General features: G+C 71.2%; 23 protein-coding genes, 1 other RNA gene and 1 riboswitch. Of the genes, 5 read left to right on the forward strand and 19 right to left on the reverse strand.

The window, feature by feature from the left end; all coding sequences use genetic code 11:
• From JHW38_RS11345 to mraZ, 4 genes are all read right to left on the reverse strand, one after another.
• Window positions 1-1851, reverse strand: a complete 1851-nt coding sequence (locus JHW38_RS11345) for a peptidoglycan D,D-transpeptidase FtsI family protein (protein ID WP_207526341.1) — start codon at window positions 1849-1851, stop codon at window positions 1-3.
• A gap of 208 nt (window positions 1852-2059) precedes the next feature.
• The gene (ftsL, locus tag JHW38_RS11350; protein WP_207526004.1) at window positions 2060-2323 is read right to left on the reverse strand and encodes a cell division protein FtsL; all 264 of its coding nucleotides are present in this window, start codon (window positions 2321-2323) and stop codon (window positions 2060-2062) included.
• Window positions 2320-3396 carry a 16S rRNA (cytosine(1402)-N(4))-methyltransferase RsmH gene (gene rsmH / locus JHW38_RS11355; protein ID WP_242691330.1) on the reverse strand — a complete coding sequence of 359 codons (1077 nt, stop codon included), beginning with the start codon at window positions 3394-3396 and terminating at the stop codon, window positions 2320-2322. Before rsmH ends, ftsL begins: the two co-directional genes overlap by 4 nt.
• Before the next feature lie 11 nt (window positions 3397-3407).
• Window positions 3408-3854: a division/cell wall cluster transcriptional repressor MraZ gene (gene mraZ, locus JHW38_RS11360; protein ID WP_207526007.1), complete on the reverse strand. Its 447-nt coding sequence runs from the start codon at window positions 3852-3854 to the stop codon at window positions 3408-3410.
• 480 nt (window positions 3855-4334) lie between these two features.
• Between mraZ and JHW38_RS11365 the strand changes: the two genes are divergently transcribed.
• Window positions 4335-4916 (forward strand): ester cyclase, encoded by a 582-nt coding sequence (locus tag JHW38_RS11365; RefSeq protein ID WP_207526008.1) that lies wholly within the window; start codon window positions 4335-4337, stop codon window positions 4914-4916.
• Between the two features lie 375 nt (window positions 4917-5291).
• On the opposite strand, the gene rnpB is transcribed toward JHW38_RS11365, so the two are convergent.
• Window positions 5292-5653: RNase P RNA component class A (gene rnpB / locus JHW38_RS11370), an RNA gene on the reverse strand.
• 105 nt (window positions 5654-5758) lie between these two features.
• On the reverse strand, window positions 5759-6586 hold the full coding sequence (gene rsmI / locus JHW38_RS11375) for a 16S rRNA (cytidine(1402)-2'-O)-methyltransferase (RefSeq protein WP_207526010.1): 828 nt from the start codon (window positions 6584-6586) through the stop codon (window positions 5759-5761).
• A gap of 170 nt (window positions 6587-6756) precedes the next feature.
• On the opposite strand from rsmI, the gene JHW38_RS11380 reads away from it, so the two are divergent.
• The 4 genes from JHW38_RS11380 to JHW38_RS11395 are packed head-to-tail and all read left to right on the forward strand — an operon-like array spanning window position 6757 to window position 10485.
• Window positions 6757-8109, forward strand: coding sequence for a penicillin-binding protein activator (locus JHW38_RS11380; RefSeq protein WP_242691331.1), 1353 nt, complete (start codon window positions 6757-6759; stop codon window positions 8107-8109).
• On the forward strand, window positions 8093-8476 hold the full coding sequence (locus JHW38_RS11385) for a YraN family protein (RefSeq protein WP_207526013.1): 384 nt from the start codon (window positions 8093-8095) through the stop codon (window positions 8474-8476). The genes JHW38_RS11380 and JHW38_RS11385 overlap by 17 nt, the downstream gene beginning before the upstream one ends.
• Before the next feature lie 60 nt (window positions 8477-8536).
• Window positions 8537-9094 (forward strand): metal-dependent hydrolase, encoded by a 558-nt coding sequence (locus tag JHW38_RS11390; RefSeq protein WP_207526014.1) that lies wholly within the window; start codon window positions 8537-8539, stop codon window positions 9092-9094.
• Entirely contained in the window at window positions 9091-10485 is a 1395-nt protein-coding gene (locus JHW38_RS11395; RefSeq protein ID WP_207526015.1) for an FAD-binding oxidoreductase, read from the forward strand. The genes JHW38_RS11390 and JHW38_RS11395 overlap by 4 nt, the downstream gene beginning before the upstream one ends.
• A 22-nt stretch (window positions 10486-10507) precedes the next feature.
• Here the strand turns inward: JHW38_RS11395 and JHW38_RS11400 are convergent, their stop codons facing one another.
• The 13 genes from JHW38_RS11400 to nrdR form a co-directional block, all read right to left on the reverse strand.
• Window positions 10508-11863 carry a hypothetical protein gene (locus tag JHW38_RS11400; protein WP_207526016.1) on the reverse strand — a complete coding sequence of 452 codons (1356 nt, stop codon included), beginning with the start codon at window positions 11861-11863 and terminating at the stop codon, window positions 10508-10510.
• A gap of 7 nt (window positions 11864-11870) precedes the next feature.
• Entirely contained in the window at window positions 11871-13091 is a 1221-nt protein-coding gene (locus JHW38_RS11405; RefSeq protein ID WP_207526017.1) for a hypothetical protein, read from the reverse strand.
• Window positions 13092-13116: 25 nt separating this feature from the next.
• Complete coding sequence (locus tag JHW38_RS11410; RefSeq protein WP_207526018.1) at window positions 13117-13422, reverse strand: hypothetical protein; 306 nt, start codon at window positions 13420-13422, stop codon at window positions 13117-13119.
• A complete protein-coding gene (gene thiL, locus JHW38_RS11415; protein ID WP_207526019.1) occupies window positions 13383-14408 on the reverse strand; it encodes a thiamine-phosphate kinase in 1026 nt (341 codons plus the stop codon). The genes JHW38_RS11410 and thiL overlap by 40 nt, the downstream gene beginning before the upstream one ends.
• A 112-nt stretch (window positions 14409-14520) precedes the next feature.
• On the reverse strand, window positions 14521-14988 hold the full coding sequence (gene nusB, locus JHW38_RS11420; RefSeq protein ID WP_207526020.1) for a transcription antitermination factor NusB: 468 nt from the start codon (window positions 14986-14988) through the stop codon (window positions 14521-14523).
• Complete coding sequence (gene ribH / locus JHW38_RS11425) at window positions 14985-15452, reverse strand: 6,7-dimethyl-8-ribityllumazine synthase (protein ID WP_207526021.1); 468 nt, start codon at window positions 15450-15452, stop codon at window positions 14985-14987. Before ribH ends, nusB begins: the two co-directional genes overlap by 4 nt.
• Before the next feature lie 354 nt (window positions 15453-15806).
• Window positions 15807-16958: a 3,4-dihydroxy-2-butanone-4-phosphate synthase gene (ribB, locus tag JHW38_RS11430; protein WP_207526022.1), complete on the reverse strand. Its 1152-nt coding sequence runs from the start codon at window positions 16956-16958 to the stop codon at window positions 15807-15809.
• A complete protein-coding gene (locus tag JHW38_RS11435; RefSeq protein WP_207526023.1) occupies window positions 16955-17578 on the reverse strand; it encodes a riboflavin synthase in 624 nt (207 codons plus the stop codon). The genes ribB and JHW38_RS11435 overlap by 4 nt, the downstream gene beginning before the upstream one ends.
• Before the next feature lie 172 nt (window positions 17579-17750).
• Window positions 17751-17922: riboswitch (FMN riboswitch) on the reverse strand.
• A 34-nt stretch (window positions 17923-17956) separates the two neighbouring features.
• Window positions 17957-18145, reverse strand: coding sequence for a DUF6053 domain-containing protein (locus JHW38_RS25955; protein WP_428995301.1), 189 nt, complete (start codon window positions 18143-18145; stop codon window positions 17957-17959).
• A 56-nt stretch (window positions 18146-18201) separates the two neighbouring features.
• Window positions 18202-18978, reverse strand: coding sequence for a class I SAM-dependent methyltransferase (locus tag JHW38_RS11440; RefSeq protein ID WP_207526024.1), 777 nt, complete (start codon window positions 18976-18978; stop codon window positions 18202-18204).
• Between the two features lie 153 nt (window positions 18979-19131).
• Complete coding sequence (locus JHW38_RS11445) at window positions 19132-19575, reverse strand: hypothetical protein (RefSeq protein WP_207526025.1); 444 nt, start codon at window positions 19573-19575, stop codon at window positions 19132-19134.
• A gap of 8 nt (window positions 19576-19583) precedes the next feature.
• Window positions 19584-20684, reverse strand: a complete 1101-nt coding sequence (gene ribD, locus JHW38_RS11450) for a bifunctional diaminohydroxyphosphoribosylaminopyrimidine deaminase/5-amino-6-(5-phosphoribosylamino)uracil reductase RibD (RefSeq protein WP_207526026.1) — start codon at window positions 20682-20684, stop codon at window positions 19584-19586.
• 69 nt (window positions 20685-20753) lie between these two features.
• Window positions 20754-21272, reverse strand: coding sequence for a transcriptional regulator NrdR (gene nrdR, locus JHW38_RS11455; protein WP_207526027.1), 519 nt, complete (start codon window positions 21270-21272; stop codon window positions 20754-20756).
• Window positions 21273-21366 lie beyond the last annotated feature (94 nt).

Genomic DNA, 21366 nt, shown 5'->3' on the forward strand with positions numbered 1-21366 from the left:
TCATCGCGCGCCTCCGTGTGCGGAGGCCTGCGCCACCGCGGCCGGAGTGCCGGCGGCGATGGGCGCGGGATTAATGGGCGCCGTATTAAGTGGTCTGTTCGCAGGCTTCGGCGTCGCCGCTGCCGCGCGCGTCGCTGCGGGCACGACCGGGCCGGCGGGTTTGCCGCCGTTCTGCTTCTGCCGCTTGGCCTCGGCCGCGGCCTGCACCGCCAGCCAGGTTTCGATGTCGTCCGGCGCCACGTCCATCAGGCGCAGCGCGCCGTCCATGACGTTGCGGAACACCGGGCCGGACACCGAACCGCCGTAGTAGCCCTTCTTGGTCGGATCCGGTTCGCTGACCACCACCACCATCGAGAAGCGCGGCTTCTCCACCGGCACCACGCCGGCGAAGGTCGACACGTACTTCTTGGAATAGCCGCCGGTCGGGCTGAACTTGCGCGTGGTGCCGGTCTTGCCGGCGACGTGGTAGCCCAGGATCGCGGCCTGCTTGGCGGTGCCGCCGGGCTCGGTCACGGTCTGCATCATGCGCATGACTTCGCCGGCCAGCGCCGGTTCGATCACCTGCCGGCCCTCGTTGCGCTGGCCCTTGACGAAGGTCGGCGGAATCAGCGAGCCGCCGTTGGCCATCGCCGCGTAGACCATCGCGATCTGCAACGGCGTGGCCGACAGGCCGTAGCCGTACGACATCGTCGCCTTGGTCGTGCCGCTCCAGCGCTGCGGCGGCGCGAGCAGGCCCGAGGATTCGCCCGGGAAACCGCTGCCCGGCTTGCTGCCGTAGCCGAAGTTGTGCACGAACTTGTAGTAGTAGTCGTTCGGCAGTTGCAGCGCGAGCTTGGCCGCGCCGACGTTGGAGCTCTTGGTGATGACGCCGGTGACGGTCAGCACGCCGTTGTTGTGGGTGTCGGTGATGCGGTAGCGGCCGTTCGGCATCCAGCCCGGCGTGGTGTTGACCAGGGTCTGCGGGGTCACGATGCCGGCGTTGAGCGCCGCGGCCACGGTCACCGGCTTCATCGTCGAACCCGGCTCGACCACGTCGGTGACCGCGCGGTTGCGGTGGGTGTCGCGGTTGCCGGCGCCCGGCAGGTTCGGGTTGTAGGTCGGCAGGTTGACCATCGCCAGCACTTCGCCGGTCTCGATGTCGAGCACCACCGCCGAGGCGCTGGACGCGCCGGTGTCGTTGAGCGCGCGGCGCAGCTCGCGGTAGGTCAGGTACTGGATGCGGCGGTCCAGGGTCAGGGTGATGTCCTTGCCCGGCTCGGCGCTGCGCACCAGATCGACGTTCTCGACGATGTTGCCGGCGCCGTCGCGGATCACCCGCTTGCTGCCCGGCTTGCCGCGCAGTTCGTGGTCGAACGCCAGCTCCAGGCCTTCCTGGCCGCGGTCGTCGATGTTGGTGTAGCCCAGCACGTGGGCCATCGCTTCGCCCTGCGGGTAGAAGCGGCGGAACTCGCGCTGCGAGAACACGCCCGGCACCTTCAGCGCCAGGATCCGGCGCGCCTCGTCGGGGTTGATCCGGCGCTTGAGGTACATGAACTCCTTGCCCGAACGCTGCGCGAGCTTGCGCGCCAGTTCGTCCTGGGCCACGCCGAGGGCCTTGGCCAGCTCGGGCAGGCGCTCGGTGTTCTTGGCCAGTTCCTTCGGGTTCGCCCACACCGATTCGACCGGCGTGGACACCGCCAGCGGCTCGCCGTTGCGGTCGGTGATCATGCCGCGCGAGGTCGGGATCGGGATTTCGCGCAGCGAGCGCGCATCGCCCTGCTGGCGATAGAAATCGTTGCTGATGACCTGCAGGTCGAGCGCGCGCGCGACCAGCGCCAGCGCGCACAGGCCGAGCGCGCCGCCGACCAGCATCAGCCGGTTGCGCAGGTGGAACTGCAGATTGCGGCCGCGCGGCTTGTTGTTGCGGCTGCGCTCCTCGCGCAGGCGGGCGAAGCCGTCGCCGAGGTTTTCGACCAGGCGATCGAGCCCGCCGCGGCCGGCGCGTTCGCCGAGCACGCGGTCGAGCGGGCCGCTGCGGCCGCCGTTGCGGTTCTTGCGCGCGCCGCTCATGGCCGGCCCTTCATGGTCTGATCACCACGGTTTCGGCGCCTTCGGGGAACTTCATCCCGATGCGCTCGCGCGCGACCTGGTCGATGCGGTTGCTTTCCGCCCAGGTCGCCTGCTCCAGCTGCAGCCGGCCGAATTCGATGTTGAGCTCGTCGCGCTCGCGCTGCAGCTTGTTGAGCTGCACGAACAGTTGGCGGTGCTCGTGGCGGGCGAACACCACCAGCAGCGCCGACACCACGTTGGCGACGATCAGCAGGATCAGCAGCAGCCGCATCATGCTGCGCCTCCTTGAGGCGCCGGGATTCGGGATTCGGGATTCGGGATTCGCCCAAGCGCCTGCGCGCCGAAGCCGCGGCCGCGCGCGGCCTCGCCCGTCCCGGCAGATCCGGCCTCTTCCAATCCCGAATCTCCAATCCCCAATCCCAGCTTTTCGGCCACGCGCAGCACCGCGCTGCGCGCGCGCGGGTTGCCGGCCAGCTCTTCGTCGTCGGCCTTCTGCGCGCCGCCGACGGCCAGCAGGGTCGGGGTGAACGCGATCTCGACCGGCATCCGGCGATTGGCCGGCGGGGCCTTGGAGTGGCGGACGATGAACTGCTTGACGATGCGGTCTTCCAGCGAATGGAAGCTGATCACCGCCAGCCGGCCGCCCGGCTTCAGCCGCGCCAGCGCGGCGTCGAGCCCGGTTTCCAGGTCGGCCAGCTCGCGGTTGATGAAGATGCGGATGGCCTGGAAGCTGCGCGTGGCCGGATGGATCTTCTGGTCGCCGCGCGGCACCGCCTGGGCGATCAGCTCGGCCAGCTCGGCGGTGCGCGCCAGCGGCTGGGCGGCGCGGCGGGCGAGGATGGCGCGGGCGATGCGGCGGCTCTGGCGTTCCTCGCCGTAGGTCCACAGCACGTCGGCGATGTCCTTCTCGGCCGCGCTGTTGAGCCACTGCGCCGCGCTCTGGCCGCTGTCGGGGTCCATGCGCATGTCCAGCGGGCCATCCTTGCCGAAGCTGAAACCGCGCTCGGCCACGTCGAGCTGCGGCGAGGACACGCCCAGGTCGAGCAGCACGCCGTCGAGGCCGGCGGCGGCCGCATCCCAGTGCGCGAGTTCGGCGAAGCTGCCGCGATGGATGGACACGCGCGGATCGGCGCCGAACTCGCGTTCGGCCACGGCGATCGCTTCGGGGTCCTTGTCCATCACCAGCAAGCGTCCTCCGGCCTGCAACTGCGAAAGCACGCCGCGGGCATGCCCGCCGCGGCCGAACGTACCGTCCAGATAGGCTCCGTTCCCGTGCACCCGCAGGCCTTCGAGCACCTGCCGGTACATCACGGGAAGGTGGCCGGATCGCGCGTGAATGCGTTCCATGCCACCGTCCGTCATAGCTGCAGGTCGAGCAGCTCGTCGCTCAGATCGTCATCGCCGATGGTCTGACGGATCTGCGCGTGATGCGCCTGCTCGCTCCAAAGTTCGAACTTGTCGCCCATGCCCAGCAGCACCGCCTTCTTCTCGATGCCGACCGCGGCGCGGTGGCTGGGGGGCACGGTGATGCGGCCGTTGCCGTCGAGCTCGACGAACGCGGCGGCGCCGACCAGCTTGAGCTGCATCGTGCGGTTGACCGCCTTGGCCTTGGGCAGCTTGTTGACCTGCTCGCGCAAGCGCTCCCAGATCGACAGCGGATAGAGATAGAGAGAACCGGACTCGAACGGGTTGTAGGTGATGACCAGGCGGTTGTCGCATTCGCGCGCGACAAGCTCGCGGTAGGCGGTAGGTACCGCCAGCCGTCCCTTGTCGTCGATCGTGATGGCGGTTTCGCCTTGGAACATCTGCGCACCTTGTGGGCTCCCGTCTCTACCGGACGGGTCGCCTCGTTCATTCGTCCCTACCGGGACGACGGGCCTCCGAAAACCACAAAAACCCCGGTTTTCCCTCGGATGCCCACATTATCAGGGCGCAACAGGTTGTCAACAACTTTCCTGACTGAATTTCGCTAGGCGCATCAATGGCTTGCGATGAACTTGAGAGTCTTATTCAAGACTTATCCACTAAGCGTTGTTTCGTCTCAGGTTTTGAGACTCATAGCGTCACAAAGTGACCCTTGCGCGAGCGCCGTCACGTTTTCTTCACCCTTGGCGGTTTGAGGCGTTTTGCGCGAATCGCCGCTAAGCATCGGAATGCAAAGGATGATTGCCGCCGGCTATCGGCCTGGACGCGCTGCGTCCAATGCGGGGGCGTAGGGTGGACTCGACATTCATTTGACGCGCGCGGATTTAGCGTGGCGTCCACTTGTCCCGGAGTTATCCACAATGCGCGTCCCGACCCCGCTGCGCACCGCCGCGCCCCTGCTGTTCCTGCTCGCCGCGGCCGCGGGTTGCGCGCGCCAGGAACCGGCCCAGGTCCCGCTGACCGCCGCCCGCGCCGACGCCACCCTGCTCAAGCGCCTGCAAGCCGAGCAGACCCAGCAGGACCGCAACCTGCAGACGTTCGACGAGCTCGACTTCGTCCACTACAGCGGCCAGCAGTGGGACCACTTCCACCGCAGCCACGCGCCGAACATCGTCGTCCACTACCCCGACGGCCGCACCACCACCGGCCTGGACGCGCACCTGGCCGAGCTCAAGCCGCAGTTCGTATTCGCGCCCGACACCCGGATCAAAGTGCATCCGGTCAAAGTCGCGCAGGGCAACCTGACCGCGGTGACCGGGGTGATGGAAGGAACGTTCACCCAGCCCATGCCCTTGCCCGACGGCAAGACGCTGGCGCCGACCAACAAGCCGTTCAAGCTGGAAATGGCGACGTTCGGGCGTTGGGAGAACGGGGTGATGGTCGAGGAGTGGCTGTTCTGGGACAACCAGGCCTTCATGAAGCAGATCGGCGCGGCGCAGTAGCCGCGCGCGCCCTCACCCCAACCCCACCCCGGCCCGAACGCATAGCGTTCGGGCGTTCGGTGCTGCGCGAGCCGACGGCTCGCAAGCGCAGCCCCTCACCCCGCAAACGGGAGAGGGGCTAAAAGCAGGAAAAAAAGGGCTTCACCCAGCGCATGCCCCAATACGAGCAGCCCCCTTTAGTAAAGGGGGCGCCCCGACAGGGGCGGGGATTTGGAAGCGCATAGCTGGGGCCCGAAGTTTGCGCAGCAAACTTTGGGGTTTTTGGGCGAAGCCCAAAAGCAGCCCCCGACAGGGGCGGGGATTTGGAGGCACATAGCGGGGCCCAAAGTTTGCTGCGCAAACTTTGGGGGTTTTTTGGGCGCAGCCCAAAAAAAGCCGCAAAGTGGGCCTGTAAGCCGGGTTCTGTCGTGGACAGTCATTCCTCTAGGCGCAACGTCGCCGTTACGCTCAAGCAACCTACCCGGAGGCAACGCGGGCCGCGCCATAGCCTCCCTATTTGGTTTTGCTCCCGGTGGGGTTTGCCGTGCCGGTCCGTTGCCGGACTCGCGGTGCGCTCTTACCGCACCGTTTCACCCTTACCACGCGCTTCCGAAGAAGCCGTTCGGCGGTCTGCTCTCTGTTGCACTTTCCGTCGGCTCGCGCCGCCCAGGCGTTACCTGGCACCGTGCCCTGCGGAGCCCGGACTTTCCTCGGCACCGGATCTTGCGACCCGATGACGCGACTGCCTGGCCCACTTTGCGGCGCGCATTGTCGCACGAGCGCGCCGCCGCCGCTCGGCGAAGGTGAACGCTCGCGACATCTCGGTCAGAACCAAGGATCAAGCCCAGCCGCGCCGGCGCGGCTTACTCGCCGCTGCCGTACAAGGCCTTGCGCGGCGCGCCGCTCAACTCCGCCGCCAGCTTGGCCGCGGTCGACGGCGGCAAATGCTCGCTGAGCTTGGCGTACAGCCGCTTGCCTTCGATCACCTTGGCGTCGGCATCCTCGCCGGCGCCTTCCACGATGACCACGAACTCGCCCTTGCGCTGGTTCGGGTCGGCCTTGACCTGCGCCGCCAACGACGCCAGCGGCCCGTCGAGCACGGTTTCGAACAGCTTGGTCAGCTCGCGCGCGATCACCGCGCCGCGCGCACCGCCGAACGCGGCGGCCATGTCGTCGAGGGTTTCCTCGATCCGGTGCGCGGATTCGTAGAACAACAAGGTGCGCGGCTCGGCCGCGAGCCGGGCCAGGCGCTCGCGGCGGCCGCTGGCCTTGGCCGGCAGGAAGCCTTCGAAGGCGAACCGGTCGGAGGCGACGCCGGCCACGCTCAGCGCGGCGATCGCCGCACAGGCGCCGGGCACCGGCGACACCTTGATCCCGGCCGCGCGCGCGGCGCGGACCAAGCGATAGCCCGGATCGCTGACCAACGGCGTCCCGGCGTCCGACACCAAGGCCAGCGAATCGCCGGCCTGCAAGCGCGCCACCAACTGCGCGGCCTGCTGTTCCTCGTTGTGTTGATGCAGCGCCAGCAACGGCCGCTCCAGGCCGAAGTGCGACAGCAACTGGCGGGTGTGGCGGGTGTCCTCGGCGCAGATCGCCGCGACCGTGCGCAGGGTCTCCAGCGCGCGCGGCGTGAGGTCGCCGAGGTTGCCGATCGGGGTGGCGACGATGTGCAGGGTGCCGGGGGTTTGCATCTGAAGACGGAATCTCGGGGCATGGCAGGGGAACGGCCTGAACGGGCCGGGCCGAAGCACGCGTCCGCGTCGCCCGGGCCGGGTAGAATCCTACCCGGTCCCAATGGAACGCCGTCCGCGGCGCACGCAAGCCGATGAATCGAAGCAAGAACCGGCCCGCTTTTACATGGATGTTCGCGGCCCTGGCCGCCACTGCCCTGCTCGGCGGCTGCGCCAGCGTCGAGACCCGCCCGGTCGCGACCGTCGCCGCCTCCAATCCGCTGGTCGCCCAGGCCCAGCACTTGGCCCGCAACCACGCCTCGCTGGCCGGCGCCGAACGCGCCGAGAACGAGCGCCAGATTGAGCGCCTGCTCGGCCAGCTCGACGACGCCACCCTCAGCCGCGAAGCCAATGCGCTGATCGAAGGCGATCCGCTGTACAACTTCGTCGGCCGCGCGCTGGTCAAGCGCGGGCTGCCGCTGCCGCGCCCGTTCGACCGCACCTCCGACTGGAGCTTCCACGCCGCCCAGCGTCCGCCGGCCGAAGCCGACGGCTACCGCCCGCCGGTCAAGCTCGCAGTGCTGCTGCCGAGCACCGGCCCGGCCGCGGTCGCCGCCGCCTCGGTCCGCGACGGCCTGCTCGCCGCCTACTACGGCGAAAGCCGGCGCCGTCCGGAAGTCCGCTTCTACGACACCGCCGGCACGCCGGCCGGCGCATTGTCGGCCTACGACAAGGCCGCCGCCGAGGGCAACGACTTCGTGATCGGCCCGCTCGGCCGCGACGAAGTCTCAGCGCTGTTCGCCAAGGGCGCGCTGCCGGTGCCGGTGCTGGCGCTCAACCGCAGCAACACCACCCCGCCCAGCGGCAACGTCAGCTTCTCGCTGACGCCCGAGGACGAAGGCACCGCCGCCGCCGACTATCTGGTCGAACGCAAGGCCAAGCGCGTGCTGGCGATCGCCGGCGACGACGACAGCCAGCGCCGCGCGGTCGCCGCGCTCAAGGAACGTCTGGCCGGCCGCGGCGCGGTGGTCACCGACACCATCGGCGAAGGCACCGCCGACCTCACCCCGTTCGTGACCAAAGAAGGCGGCGTCGACGCGGTCTTCCTCGCGGTCAAGGGCAGCGTCGGCCGCACCCTCGTGCCGAAGCTGGCGCTGTCGGGACTGGCCGACAAGCCGCGCGCGGCGACCTCGCAGCTGCTGCTCGGCACCGGCAAGCCGGAGCAGGACCGCGTGCTCGACGGCATCGCGTTCCCGTCGGAATCCTGGATCAGCGGCGGCATCCGCGGCCTGCCGCCGGCGGTGGGCACGGCCCAGCAGCTGCCGACCGCGCGCGGCCCGGCCGCGCGCCTGTTCGCGTTCGGCTACGACGCGTGGCAGCTCAGCGCGTATCTGGAACGCCTGGCCGGCCGCTCCGACGCCTACGTCGCCGGCGCCACCGGCGTGCTGCGCGTCGACGGCTTCGGCAACGTGCTGCGCACCCCGGCATGGTCGACCTTCAGCAGCGGCGTCGCGGTGCCGCTGGCGGATGCCTCGCGCCGCTGACAGCGCCAGGCGCGAACGCGGCGCCGCGGTGGAAGCCGCGGCGCGCGACCATTTGAGCGGACACGGCTTGCGCGAACTCGCGCGCAACGCCGGCTTCCGCGTCGGCGAGCTCGATCTGGTGATGCTCGACGGCGCGACCTTGGTGTTCGTCGAAGTGCGCTACCGCCGCGACGACCGCTACGGCGGCGGCGCGGCTTCGGTCGACGCGCGCAAGCGGCGCAAGCTGGTGCTGGCCGCGCAGGCGTTCCTGCAGCGGCATCCGGCGTATGCCGACCACGCCTGCCGCTTCGATGTGGTCGAAGCCGACGGCGATCCGGCGCAGCCGCAGTTGCGTTGGTTGCGCGACGCGTTCCGCGCCGACGATTGAATCGCCGCGTCCCTTCCGACTCCCAACTATCCCGCTGCGCCAGTTCCCGGACCCGCCCGCATGCCGACCGTGATGACCCACGCCGTAGTCCCGCTGGCCCTGGGCCTGGCACTGGGGCGCCAGCGCATCCCGCCGCGCCTGCTCGTCGCCGGCGCGCTCGCGGCGATGCTGCCGGACGCCGACGTGGTCGCGTTCAAGCTCGGCATCGCCTACGCCGACGATTTCGGCCATCGCGGCGCCAGCCATTCCTTCGCTTTCGCCGCCGCCTTGGCCGCGCTCGGCGCGCTGGCCGCGCCGTGGCTGCGCGCGCCGCGCTGGCGCGCGGCGTGGTGGCTGTTCGTGTGCGCGGCCTCGCATCCGCTGCTGGATGCGCTGACCGACGGCGGCCTCGGCGTGGCGCTGTATTGGCCGTGGTCGGACGCGCGCATCTTCGCGCCGTGGCGGCCGATCGAAGTCTCGCCGATCGGCGCGCGCTTCTTCAGCGCTCGCGGATTGGAAGTGCTGTGGTCGGAAGCGCGCTGGATCGTGTTGCCGGCGCTCGCCGTCGGCGTCGCCGGCGCGTTGTTGCGGCGCCTCACGCGCAGCCCGGCCGCGACACCAAGCGAGCCGCTGCGATGAACGCCGCCACGACGCTGCCGCCGTCGTTGCAGGCCGAACTCGCGCAACTGCTCGGCGACGCATGGCTGACCGATCCCGGCGAACGCTTGGCTTACGCGTACGACAATTCGCGCCGGCTCGCCCTGCCCGACGCGGTCGCGCTGCCGCGCACGCGCGAACAGGTGCAGGCGCTGGTGCGCGCGTGCCGGCGCGAGCGCGTGCCGCTGGTCGCGCGCGGCCGCGGCACCAACACCACCGGCGCCTCGGTGCCGGTCGCCGGCGGCGTGGTGGTGTCGTTCGAACGCATGAACCGGATCGTCGACATCCGCCCCGGCGACCGCTGCGCGGTGGTCGAGCCCGGCGTGCTCAACGGCGACCTGCAGACCGCGCTGAAGCCGCACGGCCTGTTCTGGCCGCCGGACCCGACCAGCGCCGCCTACAGCAGCGTCGGCGGCAATCTCGCCTGCAACGCCGGCGGCCCGCGTGCGGTGAAGTACGGCGCCAGCCGCGACAACGTGCTGGCGCTGACCGCGGTGACCGGCGCCGGCGAACTGATCGTCTGCGGCACCGCCACCACCAAGGGTTCGACCGGCTACGACCTGCACCGCTTGCTGGTCGGCAGCGAAGGCACGCTGGCGCTGATCGTCGAAGCCAGCCTGCGGCTGACCCCGACCGCGCCGGCGCGCGCCGCGCTGCGCGCGGTGTACCGCGACGTGTCGTCCGCCGCGCAGGCGGTCGCGCGGCTGATGGCGCAGCCGGTGACGCCGTCGATGCTGGAATTCATGGACGCGCAATGCGTGCGCCTGGCCCGCGACGTCGGCGGCGCCGACTTGCCGCACGATGCCGGCGCATTGCTGATGATCGAAGCCGACGGCGACGCGCACACCCTCGCGCACGCGATCGACGCGCTCAAGCGCGCCGCCGCGGGCGACGGCCTGCTGTCGCTCGACGACGCCGCCGACGAGGCCGCGCGCGAAAAACTCTGGGCCGCGCGCAAGGCGCTGTCGCCGTCGCTGCGCACGCTGGCGCCGGGCAAGATCAACGAAGACGTGGTGGTGCCGGTCTCGCGCATTCCCGAACTCGTCGACGGCGTGCAGGCGCTGGCGCGCGAGTTCGATCTGCCGATCGTCTGCTTCGGCCACGCCGGCAACGGCAACCTGCACGTCAACCTGCTTTACGACCCCGCCGACGCCGCACAGAGCGAACGCGCGCACGTCGCGATGGGGCATGTGTTCGAACGCGCGCTGGCGCTCGGCGGCACGCTGTCGGGCGAGCACGGCATCGGCTTGGCCAAGCGCGATTTCATGCCGCAGGCGGTCGGCGCGCAGACGCTGGCGCTGATGCGCCAGATCAAGCGCGCGTTCGATCCGGACGGAATCTTGAACCCCGGCAAGCTGCTGCCGGAGGAATGAAGCGCGCGCGCATCGCGGCGGCTCAGCGCGGGTCCGGCAACAACTCGATGCCGGGAACGGAACGGAAATAGCGCGCGACGTCGCCGGCGCTGGCCTGCGCGCTGCCGGCGCGCCCGGCCGAACCGTAGACGCCGTAGTTGCCGGAATTCCCGGAGTTACCGCTGCCGCCCGCGCCGCTGCCCGAACCGGCCGAGCCGCCCGAGCCGGCGCGTCCCGATGCGCCGGCCGCGCCGCCTTCGCCAGGCAACCCGCCGTCGACGTCGAACAGCAACAGCCGCGCCAGTTCCGGATAGCGCGCGTCGTAGATCAGCTCGATCCTGCCGCCGTTGCCGCCGACGCCGCCCGCACCGCCGGAGCCGCCGTGACCGCCGTCGCCGCCCTGGCCGCCGCCGCTGTTGCGGCCGTCGTCGTTGCCGCCGCCGCTGCCGTTGCCGCCGTCTCCTCCGTCGCCGCCGCGGCCGCCCGCGCCGCCGCGACCGCCCTGCCCGCCGCGCGCGATCAGCGCGAACGGGCGATCGGCCGGCGCCAGCACTAAGTCGTTGAGATCGCCGCGCACGCGCACGGCGAGCAGCTTCGGATAGCGGCGGGTGCGGACATAGCTGGCGTACACCTGCAACTGCGGTCCGTCGTAGCCGGGTCCGCCGGGGCCGCCGCTTTCGCCGTCGCCGCCGTCGCCGCCGCGCTCGTTGCTGCCGCCGCGGCCGCCGGAAGAACCGTCGGAGCCGTCCGTGCCGGCGCGGCCCGGCGCGGCGGGCTTGCCGGCGCTGACGATGCAGCTGTATTCGGCGTCGTAGTGCCGTTGATCGCTCAGTTGCGCGCTGGGATGCAGCAGCCGCGCGACGATGGTGAACCCGTTGTCCACCGTCGCCAGCACATCGGGATTGGGCTCGAACCAACCCCATTCGTCGAACCGGCCCTGATCGCTGGCGAAGGCGAAATCGGCGAAATCCAGCTTGCCGTTGTGGCGGATGCCGGGCACGCCGCGCCAGGTGTCGTAGGTCGCCGGCGCGGTCTGGCCTGGCAGTTGCGCCGAGACCGCCACGTGCATCTGCATCGGCTGGCGCGGGCAGATCGTGCGCGCGCCGTTGCCGATCTCGACTTCCATCGCCTCGACCCGCGCATCGTGCAGGCGCACGGTATTGACCCCGGCGATCGTGCGCACCGCGCCGCAGCCGCTCAGCGCGAGCGCCGCGCCGGCCGCCAGCGCGGTCAGCGAGAACGAAGACCTGCCGCTGCGCGGCGCGGAGAAACACGAGAAGACGGCGCGATGCATGAAATCCATTTCGGCCAATGCGGTGTCGACGGTCGCCGCCACGTTCGCATCGTCGCGGTTAAAACGTTCTGAAATTGCCGCCGCGAGACCGCGCGACGGACGCACGCCGCGGCTACAGCGGCGTCACCCCGCGCAGGCCGCGGAATCGCTGCGTGACGTCGCCGGATTCCATCCGCGCGAAACCCGGCCGGCCGCCGGGCGCGCTCGGCCCGCTGCTGCCGTAAACGCCCGAACGCCCGTCGCGGCCGGAGCCCTGCCCGCCGCTGCCGCCGTCGCCGGCGCTGCCGCCGGAACCGCCGGAACCGCCGCTGCCGCCAGGGCCGCCGGACACATCCATGCGCAGCAGACCGGCGAGTTCGGGGAAACGCCGGTCGTAGATCAGCTCGATCTCGCCGCCGTCGCCGCCGCGGCCGCCCGGCGCGCCGTAACCGCCATCGCCGCCGTCGCCGCCATCGCCGCCGTAACCGGAGCGGTCCTTGTCGTGTTTGCCGTTGCCGCCGTCGCCGCCGCTGCCGCCGCTGCCTCCGTCGCCGCCGCGACCGCCGACGCCGCCGGCCGCGATCACGGTGAACGCGCGGCCGGCCGGCGCCAGCACGAAATCCTGCACGTCGCCTTCGACCATCACCGCGAGCAGCCTGGGATAGCGCGCGGTGGCGACGTAGGTCGCGTACGCGCGCAAGTGCGGCCCGGCGAAACCGTTGCCGCCGGGCTCGCCGTCGCCGCCGTGCTGGCCGTCGCGGCCGTGCCCGCCGTTGTCGCCGTCGTAGCCTTTGCCGCCCATGTCGCCATAGCTGCCGTCGCGCCCCGAGGGGCCCGGGCCGCCGGGCGCGCCGATGCCGGCGATGCAGTCGTAGCCGGCCGGGTAATGCAGGGTCTGCGCGAGTTGTTGGGTCGGATGCACCAGGCTCGCGCCGATCGCGAAGCCGCTGTCGATGGTGGCGAGCACGTCGGGGTTCGGCGAGTACCAGCCCAGTTCGTCGAACCGGCCCTGATCGCTGGAGAAAACGAAGTTGCGGAAATCGAGCATGCCGTTGCGGCGGGTGCCGTTGCTGCCGCGCCAGGTTTCGTACATCGCCGGCGCCGGCTGGCGCGGCAGCTGCGCGACCGCGCTGACGTGCATCTGCACGCGTTCGCGCGGGCAGATCGCGGCGACGCCGGGGCCGATGTCGGCCTGGATCGAATCGACCCGGGCCTGATCGAGATGGAGGGTGTTGATGCCGGCGATGCTGCGCACCGCGCCGCAGCCCGACAGCGTCAGCGCGAGGCCCGCGGCGACGGCCAGCGCGGCGCGACGCCGACGCGGGAGGGAGAAAGTCGGCGCGATCCGGCGCATGCGGGCAGTCCGTGGAGAGAGGCGTTCAGGCTTGCATCGGCGCGATGAAAGCGGTCTGAACTTTTTCGCGCGGCGGAGCCAACTGATGGCAGGGTTCGCGACGGGGAAACGGTTTCGGCCGATCGTGCAAGGCGACGGCGGGAATCGCGTGGTTTGTCGCGGCGATCCGGAACGACAGCAGCGGGACTGAAATCGCTCCCACGCGGGCGCACGCGACCGGACTGAAGTCGCTGGCTGCAATCGGAACCGCTGCGGCGAAGGCAAAGCGGCCGCGGCGCTGCCGAAGCGCGGTCAGCCGAAGTGCTGGTAGCCGCGGCGCGGCGGCGTCCACAGCGCGCCGTCGGGCAGGCGCACGCGCACGCCGGGTTCGGCTTCGATGCGGCCGATCACTTGGGCCGGCGTGCCCGAGGCGGCGAGCGAGCGGGCGATCGGGTCGCGCTGGCGCGCCGGCGCGGTGAAGCACAGTTCGTAGTCGTCGCCGCCGCCGAGCTGCAGGGCGCGGCGCGCGTCGTCGGCGCAGGCCGCGGCGAGCGCGCGCGAAGCCGGCAGCGCCGCCGCGTCGAGGCCGGCGCCGACGCCGGAAGCGGCGCAGATGTGGCCGAGGTCGGCGAGCAATCCATCCGACACGTCGATGCCGGCGCGCGCCAGCCCGCGCAAGGCGCGGCCCGCGGCGACGCGCGGTTGCGGCCGGCGCAGGCGTTCGGACAGGCGCGCGCTGGCGACCGCGGGGTCGGCGTCGGCGCCGTCGATGCGGCGCACGGCGAAATCGCGATACCCCTCGACGCCGTCGAGCGCGAGCGCAGCGCCGGCGTCGCCGAGCGTGCCGGTGACCCAGATCTCGTCGTCGACCCGCGCCGCGTCGCGGCGCAGCGCCCAGCCCGGTTCGACCAAGCCGATTACCGTCACGCACACCGACAACGGCCCGCGCGTGGTGTCGCCGCCGACCAGGGCGACGCGATGGCGCGCGGCCAGTTCCAGGAAACCGTCGGCGAAACCGTCGACGAAGGCCGCGCGCGCGGCCGCATCGCCTTCGGGCAGCGACAGCGACAAGGTGCACCACGCCGGTTCGGCGCCCATCGCGGCGAGGTCGGACAGATTCACCGCCAAGGCCTTCCAGCCGATGTCGGCGGGCGCCGCGTCGTCGGCGAAATGCACGCCGCGGTTGAGCGTGTCGGTGGCGACCGCCAGATGCCGGCCCGGCGGCGGCGCCAGCAGGGCGGCGTCGTCGCCGATGCCGAGCACGACGTCGCTGCGCTCGGCCTCGAGCGCGGCGGCGCGCGTGCGGATCGCGGCGATCAGGTCGAATTCGGCGGACATGGGTTTGGAGCAGGAGGTAGCGATCAGGAGCTAGGAGATAGCAAAAGCGGTTGCGCGGCACGATGGCCATGGCTTTTCGCTATCTCCTATCTCCTGTTCGCTATCTCCTGCCTTATCGCTTCTTCGCCGCAGCCGCGGCCTCGGCCGCGCGCCACTGCGCGGCGGCGCGGTCGAGCACGCCGTTGACGTAGGTGTGGCCGTGCTCGGCGCCGAAGCGCTTGACCGATTCGATCGCCTCGTTGATGACCACGCGGTACGGCACGTCGACGCGGTGGCGCAGTTCGTACGCGGCGATGCGCAGCGCGGCGCGTTCGATCGCGTCGACCTGCTCGATCTCGCGGTCGAGGAACGGGGTCAGCGCCGGGTCGAGGTCGTCGGCCTGGTGGCGGACGACGCCGCGCACCAGGTCTTCGAAGTAGGCCAGGTCGGCGACTTCGTGGGCTTGTTCGTGGGCGAACTGGGCGATGATCTCGTCGGCCTTGGCGGCGGTCATCTGCCAGGCGTAGATCGCCTGCAGGGCGCGGCGGCGGGCGCGCGAACGCGCGACGGGGTCGATGCCATCCGGACGGCGGCGATTCATGGCAGTTGCTCCAGCAGGTGACTCATTTCCAAGGCGGCCAGCGCCGCTTCCTCGCCCTTGTTGCCGTGGCTGCCGCCGGCGCGGTTTTCCGCGTCCTCGTGGCGTTCCACCGCGAGCACGCCGTTGGCGATCGGCAGGCCGAAGTCGAGCGAGACCCGCATCAGGCCGTCGGAACAACCGTCGGCGACCTGTTCGTAATGGCGGGTGTCGCCGCGCACCACGCAGCCCAGAGCGACGACCGCGGCGTGCTTGCCGTCGGCGGCGAGGCGGCGCGCGAGCACCGGCAGTTCCCAGGCGCCGGGGACGCGGATCACGTCGATGGCGTCCTCGGCGACGCCGTGGTCGGCGAAGGTCTTGCGCGCGCCGGCCACCAGGGCGTCGGTGATGCGCGGGTTCCAGCGGCTGGCGATGATGGCGTAGCGCGCGCCCGGCGGGCTGCGCAGGTCGCCTTCGTAATGGGGCATGGGGGATTCGCTGTGCTGGGACGGACGAAAGGGGGGCTAGTTTACCGGTTGGGGGGCGGTGGCGGGCTGGAGGCCGCCGCGTGCGGACTTCCGCGCCACCACCACCCCATCATTCCCGCGAAGGCGGGCTCCGCTTTAATTCGGCGAGCCGAATATCCAGAGCGGGGACGACGCGGCCCGAAGGCCGCCGCTGTCGGGTCGGCCTCCGTGGGGAGTTGAATGATCGCGCTGAAGGCTCTGGATCCCCGCTTTCGCGGGGATGACGGTCGGGAGGTGGCGCGCAAGCCCGGCCGACTCGGGTTTTCACCGTTACCGGAAGTTACGCCCCACCGCCCTTCGCCTCGAGCCCAGCGCTCAGCCGAGCCGGGCGATATCCACGTACTCGACCACCTCCAGCCCGAACCCGGCCAGGCCGATCTGCTTGCGCGGGGTGCCCAGCACGCGCAGCTTGCCCAGGCCCAGGTCGGCCAGGATCTGGCCGCCGGCGCCGTTGCGGCGCCATTCGGCCAGGGCGTGGCCGCGGGTCGGCGGCGCGGCGGCGGCTTCGTCGGCGGCCTCGGCGTGCGGCTCGTGCGCGCCGGGCTGCTCGCGCACCCGCGCCAGCAGCGCGTCGGGGTCGGCGTGGTCGGACAGCAGCACCAGCGCGCCGCGGCCCTCGCGGGCGATCGCGGCGAGCACGTCGCCGACCGCCGGGCCGAAATCGGGCCGGCGCCAGTGCAGCGCGTCGGCCAGCGGGTTCTGCATGTGCACCCGCACCAGGGTCGGCGCGGCCGCGTCCGGCTCGCCGAGTTGCAGGGCGAAGTGCACGGCGCGGGTCAGGCGGTCGCGGTAGCTCAGCAACTGGAACGGGCCGTGCTCGGTCTCGATCCGGCGCGAATCGACCCGCTCGACCGTGTGCTCGGTGGCCAGGCGGTAACGGATCAATTCCTCGATCGAGCCGATCTTGAGGCCGTGCTCGGCGGCGAACTTCTCCAGCTCCGGCCGCCGCGCCATGCTGCCGTCGGGGTTCAGCACTTCGACCAGCACGCCGGCCGGTTCCAGGCCGGCGAGCATCGCCAGATCGCTCGCCGCCTCGGTGTGGCCGGCGCGGCTGAGCACGCCGCCGGGCTGCGACATCAGCGGGAAGATGTGGCCGGGCTGGGCGAGGTCGGACGGTTTCGCGTCCGGCCGCACCGCGGTGCGCACGGTGTGGGCGCGGTCGTAGGCGGAAATGCCGGTGGTGACGCCCTCGGCCGCCTCGATGCTGACGGTGAAGTTGGTGTGGTGCGGGGAGGTGTTGTCGCGCACCATCGGGCCGAGCCCGAGTTGCAGGCAGCGCTCGCGCATCAGCGACAGGCACACCAGCCCGCGGGCGTGGGTGACCATGAAGTTGATGTCGGCCGGGCGCACCAGTTCGGCGGCCATGATCAGGTCGCCTTCGTTCTCGCGGTCTTCGTCGTCGACGATGACGACCATGCGGCCGGCGCGGATCTCTTCGAGCAGTTCGGGAACGCTGGCGAAGCTCATGCCGACACCTCCGCGCCGCCGATGCCGGGACGCTCGCCGAGCAGGCGCTCGACGTAACGCGCGACCAGGTCGATCTCCAGGTTCACCGGCGCGCCGACGGCGCTGTCGGAAAACGCGGTGTTGGCGACGGTGTGCGGAATCAGCGCGACTTCGAAACCTTCGCGGTCGACTTCGTTGACGGTCAGGCTGACGCCGTCGACGCAGATCGAGCCCTTCTTGGCGATGTAGCGCAGCAAAGGCGCCGGCGCGCGGAAGCGCCAGCGCTGCGCGCGCGCGTCCTCGCGCACCGATTCGACCGCGCCGACGCCGTCGACGTGGCCGCTGACCAGATGGCCGCCGAGCCGGTCGCTGGGCCGCATCGCGCGTTCCAGGTTGACCTTGGCGCCGGCCTGCAGCGAGCCCAGCGTGGTCAGCGCCAGGGTCTCGGTCGACGCGTCGGCGTCGTACCAGTCCGCGCCGAATTCGATCACGGTCAGGCACACGCCGTTGACCGCGATGCTCTCGCCGAGCTTGGGTTCGGAGAAATCCAGGCTGCCGGTGGCGATGCGCAGGCGCACGTCGCCGCCGATGGGCTGGGTCGAGACCAGGCGGCCGACGCCTTCGATGATGCCGGTGAACATCAGCGCGCCCCCTGGCGGAGGGCCGGTCGGTTGTCGCGATTGGAGTGGGTCATGAAACGTTTCCCGCAAGTGGTGAGCGAAAAACGCCTCAAGGCTTCGAGGACAACGCACGACGCGCGGCACGGGGCCGCGGGTAGAGTTCCCGCCCGTCCTAGCGGACGGGCTCGCGCGCAGCCGTCTTCTTTCATCCGGACTGTGACCGTCGGCTCCGGCATCGGACCGGATCTGCTGACCCCGCGCGGCGCGGCTTCCGTATGCGGAAACCGGGCCGTCCGGGCGCTCGCGGGCTCGCGCGCAAGGCGCCTACCGCCGGTGGGGAGTTTCGCCCCGCCCTGAAGACGTTACTGGTGGTGCCGGCCTGGGCCGGCGGGGCGCAGTTTACCACCCGGGGGGCGGGCGGCCGGTTGTCGCAAGCGGGCGGAGGAGGCCGGATGCTGTGTTCCGCGAGGGCGCCCGTTGGCGGGCAGAGCCCTTCGGAGCCTGGGTGGGACGGCCTTCAGGCCCGGGGCTCGCGTTTCGGACCGTCGCGACCTGAGACGAGAGCCTCGGGCCCGAAGGCAGCCCCACGAAAGGCGCGGCCTTGAGCCTGGAAGCCTTCCGCAAAGGTCAGGACCGCTTACCGATCAATCCGGCTTGCGCCGCAGGTGCAGCGTCAGCGGCCAGCGCAGCTCGCGCTCGCTGTCCGGCGGGCCCCAGGCGCGGGTCAGCGCGCTGCGGTGGGCGTAGACCGGGTCCTCGCCGGTCGCGAGCTTGCAGCGCTCGCTCGCCGACAGCGAATTCAGATAGCCCAGGAAGCGCGCCAGGCCCCAGCGCGCGCTCACCCACAGCGCCGGCGCCGGCAGCGCTTCGAACGGCCAGTCGTAGCCGGCGTAGCCGTCGCGCACTTCTTCGTTCTCGCGCTGCCAGTAACTGTCGATGTCGGCGCGGAACGCCGACACCGCCGCGTCCATGCCCTCGGGAATTTCGAAATCGCCGTAGCACCACGCCGCCAGCACCCCGCCGGGCGCGAGCGCACGCTCGCACTCGGCGAAGAAGCGCTCGCGTTCGAACCAGTGCAAGGCCTGCGCCACCGCGACCAACCCGAGGCTGCCGTCGTCGAGTTCGCAACGCTCGCCCGGCGCCACGCTCAGGCGCACGAGGCCTTCGCCGCGCATCGCCGCGGCGTAGGCCCAGTGGCGTTGCAACTGCTGCGCGCTGGGATCGCTGGCATGCACCCGCGCCCAGCGCGCGGCGAGCCCACGCGTGGCCTGGCCGCTGCCGCAGCCGGGTTCCCACACTTCGGCCTGCGCGGGAACGTGCGCGGCGATCGCGTCGAACAAGGCGTCCGGGTATTCCGGACGCGAGGTCGCGTAGGTGTCGGCGATGGCGGAGAAGTGGTCTTTGAAATCGTTGCGCTGCATGGGCGGCTCCGCGTTGCGTGCGCAGCCGCGGGGGCGGTGCGTTGCGAACGATGCGGTGAGGATAACCGGAGGGGTGCGGGGGCGTTGGGGCTTGCGTCGCGACGGTCGGGGCGCGGTCGCGGCTTGCGCCGCTCCTACAGGGGATGCAGGAATTCAACGCCAGTTGCGGTTGTGGACGAAGGCGTGGCAGTCGCCGCTGCGGTCTTCGGCCACGCCCCAGCGGCAGCCGGCGACGGCGCCTTCGGCGGCGCCGAACTTGCGCCGCAGCCAGTGCCGGTGCGCGGCCGCGCCGGCGCCGGGCAAGACGCAGAACGCGCTGACCCATACGCCGTCTTCGAAGCGCAGCCGCAGGTGCACGCGACGGCCGCTCTCGCCCGGCGCGTCGTCGCGCCAATCGGTTTCGGCGAACCGGCACGACACGCGGCGGCCGGCGACTTCAATGGTTTGCGCCGCGCCGGTTTCGAACCCGGGCGGCAACCCGTCGATAGCGATTTCCGCGCTCACTACCATCGCGCCCAGATGCAAGGCGCCGGTGCTTGCATCGAACCCGATCGCCGCGCGCGGCGTCTCGCGTTCGCTGCGGCCGGCGGTGGACACGCGTTCGCTCAGGCCGTCGGCGCGCGCGGCCGCAGCAGCACGCGGGTATCGTCGCCGAGCCGGCGCACGTCGAGCACGTCGAGCTGGAACTTGCGGCTCATCGCCTCGATGCCGAGGCCGTCGAACAGCGGCCGCGCGGTTTCGCCGAGCAGCACCGGCGCGACGTACAGCAGCACTTCGTCGACCAGTCCGCGGGTCAGGAACGCGCCGGCCAGGGTCGCGCCGGCTTCGAGCTGGATCTCGTTGACGCCGCGCGCGGCCAGCAGTTGCAGCACCGCTTCCAGGTCGATGCGGCCCTCGCGCACCGCGACCGCCGCGACCTGCGCGTCCAGGCCGCGCGGCGGCTTGGCGTCGGGCGCGTGCAGGTACAGGGTCGGCGCATCGCCTTCGCGCACACGGCCGCGCGCGACCGTGGCCAGCCCAGGATCGAGCACCACCCGCAGCGGCGCCACGAACGGCGTGTCGTCGCCCAGGCGCACGGTCAGCGAAGGATCATCGGCCAGCACCGTGCCGGCGCCGGTCACGATCGCGCCGGCGCGCGCGCGCCAATGCTGCACGTCCAGGCGCGAGGCCTCGCCGCTGATCCACTTCGACTCGCCGCTGGCCAGCGCGCTGCGCCCGTCCAGGCTCGCCGCCAGCTTGACCCGCAGCCACGGCCGCCCGCGCTCGACCCGCGACAAAAACCCGCGGTTGAGCGCGCGCGCCTGCGCTTCCATCAGCCCGCTGCTGACCGCGATGCCGGCGGCTTGCAACTTGGCGAAACCGGCGCCGTCGACTTGCGGGAACGGATCGCGCATCGCCGCGACCACCCGCGCGACGCCGGCCTCGATCAACGCATCGCTGCACGGCCCGGTGCGGCCGGTGTGCGCGCACGGCTCGAGGGTCACGTACGCGGTCGCGCCGCGCGCGCGTTCGCCTGCGTCGCGCAGCGCGTGCACCTCCGCATGCGGCTCGCCGGCGCGCACGTGCCAGCCTTCGCCGACGACCTCGTCGCCGTGCGCGATCACGCAGCCGACCATCGGGTTGGGCTTGGTGGTGTAGGCGCCCTTCTCGGCCAGGCGCAGCGCGCGGGCCATGTGGACGTGGTCGGTGGCGGTGAAATCGTTCATGGGCCTGGATTCTCGATGAGCGTTCGCCGCGGCGGCCGCGAAACCGATGCCTGCGCGCCGCCGCCCGGCTCAGCGCTTCTTCTTGTCCATGCGCAGGTCGTCCTCGCCCAGCAACGGCAACTGCCCGTCGCCGGGCGCGTCGCGTTCGAGCCGGTCGAGTTCCTCGCGGAAATCGGCCACGTCCGAGAACGAGCGGTATACCGAGGCGAAACGCACGTAGCCGACGTGGTCGAGCTTGCGCAGCTCGGCCATGACGAATTCGCCGACCCGGCGCGAGGCCAGCTCGCGCTCGGCGGTCATGCGCAGCTGGTGCACGACTGCGCGCACCGCCGCTTCGATCTGTTCTTCCGACACCGGCCGCTTCTGCAAAGCGCGGTCGAAGCCGGCGCGCAGCTTGCGCGCGTCGAACGCCTCGCGGCGGCCGTCGCCCTTGATGATGACCGGCAGCTTCAGCTCGATGGTTTCCAGCGTGCTGAAGCGCTCGCCGCAGGCTTCGCACACGCGGCGGCGCCGGATCGTGGCGCCGTCGTCGGACACGCGCGAGTCGATCACGCGGGTGTCGTGGTGCTGGCAGAAAGGGCAATGCATGAGGGGCGGAGATCGGGGATCCGGGAATTGGGATTCGGAAGATCAAAAGCGCTTGCGTCGGCGCCCAGCATAGTGCCAAGCCGCCGCGAATGCG

The organism is Lysobacter enzymogenes (assembly GCF_017355525.1).
GTDB classification, from domain to species: Bacteria; Pseudomonadota; Gammaproteobacteria; order Xanthomonadales; family Xanthomonadaceae; genus Lysobacter; species Lysobacter enzymogenes_C.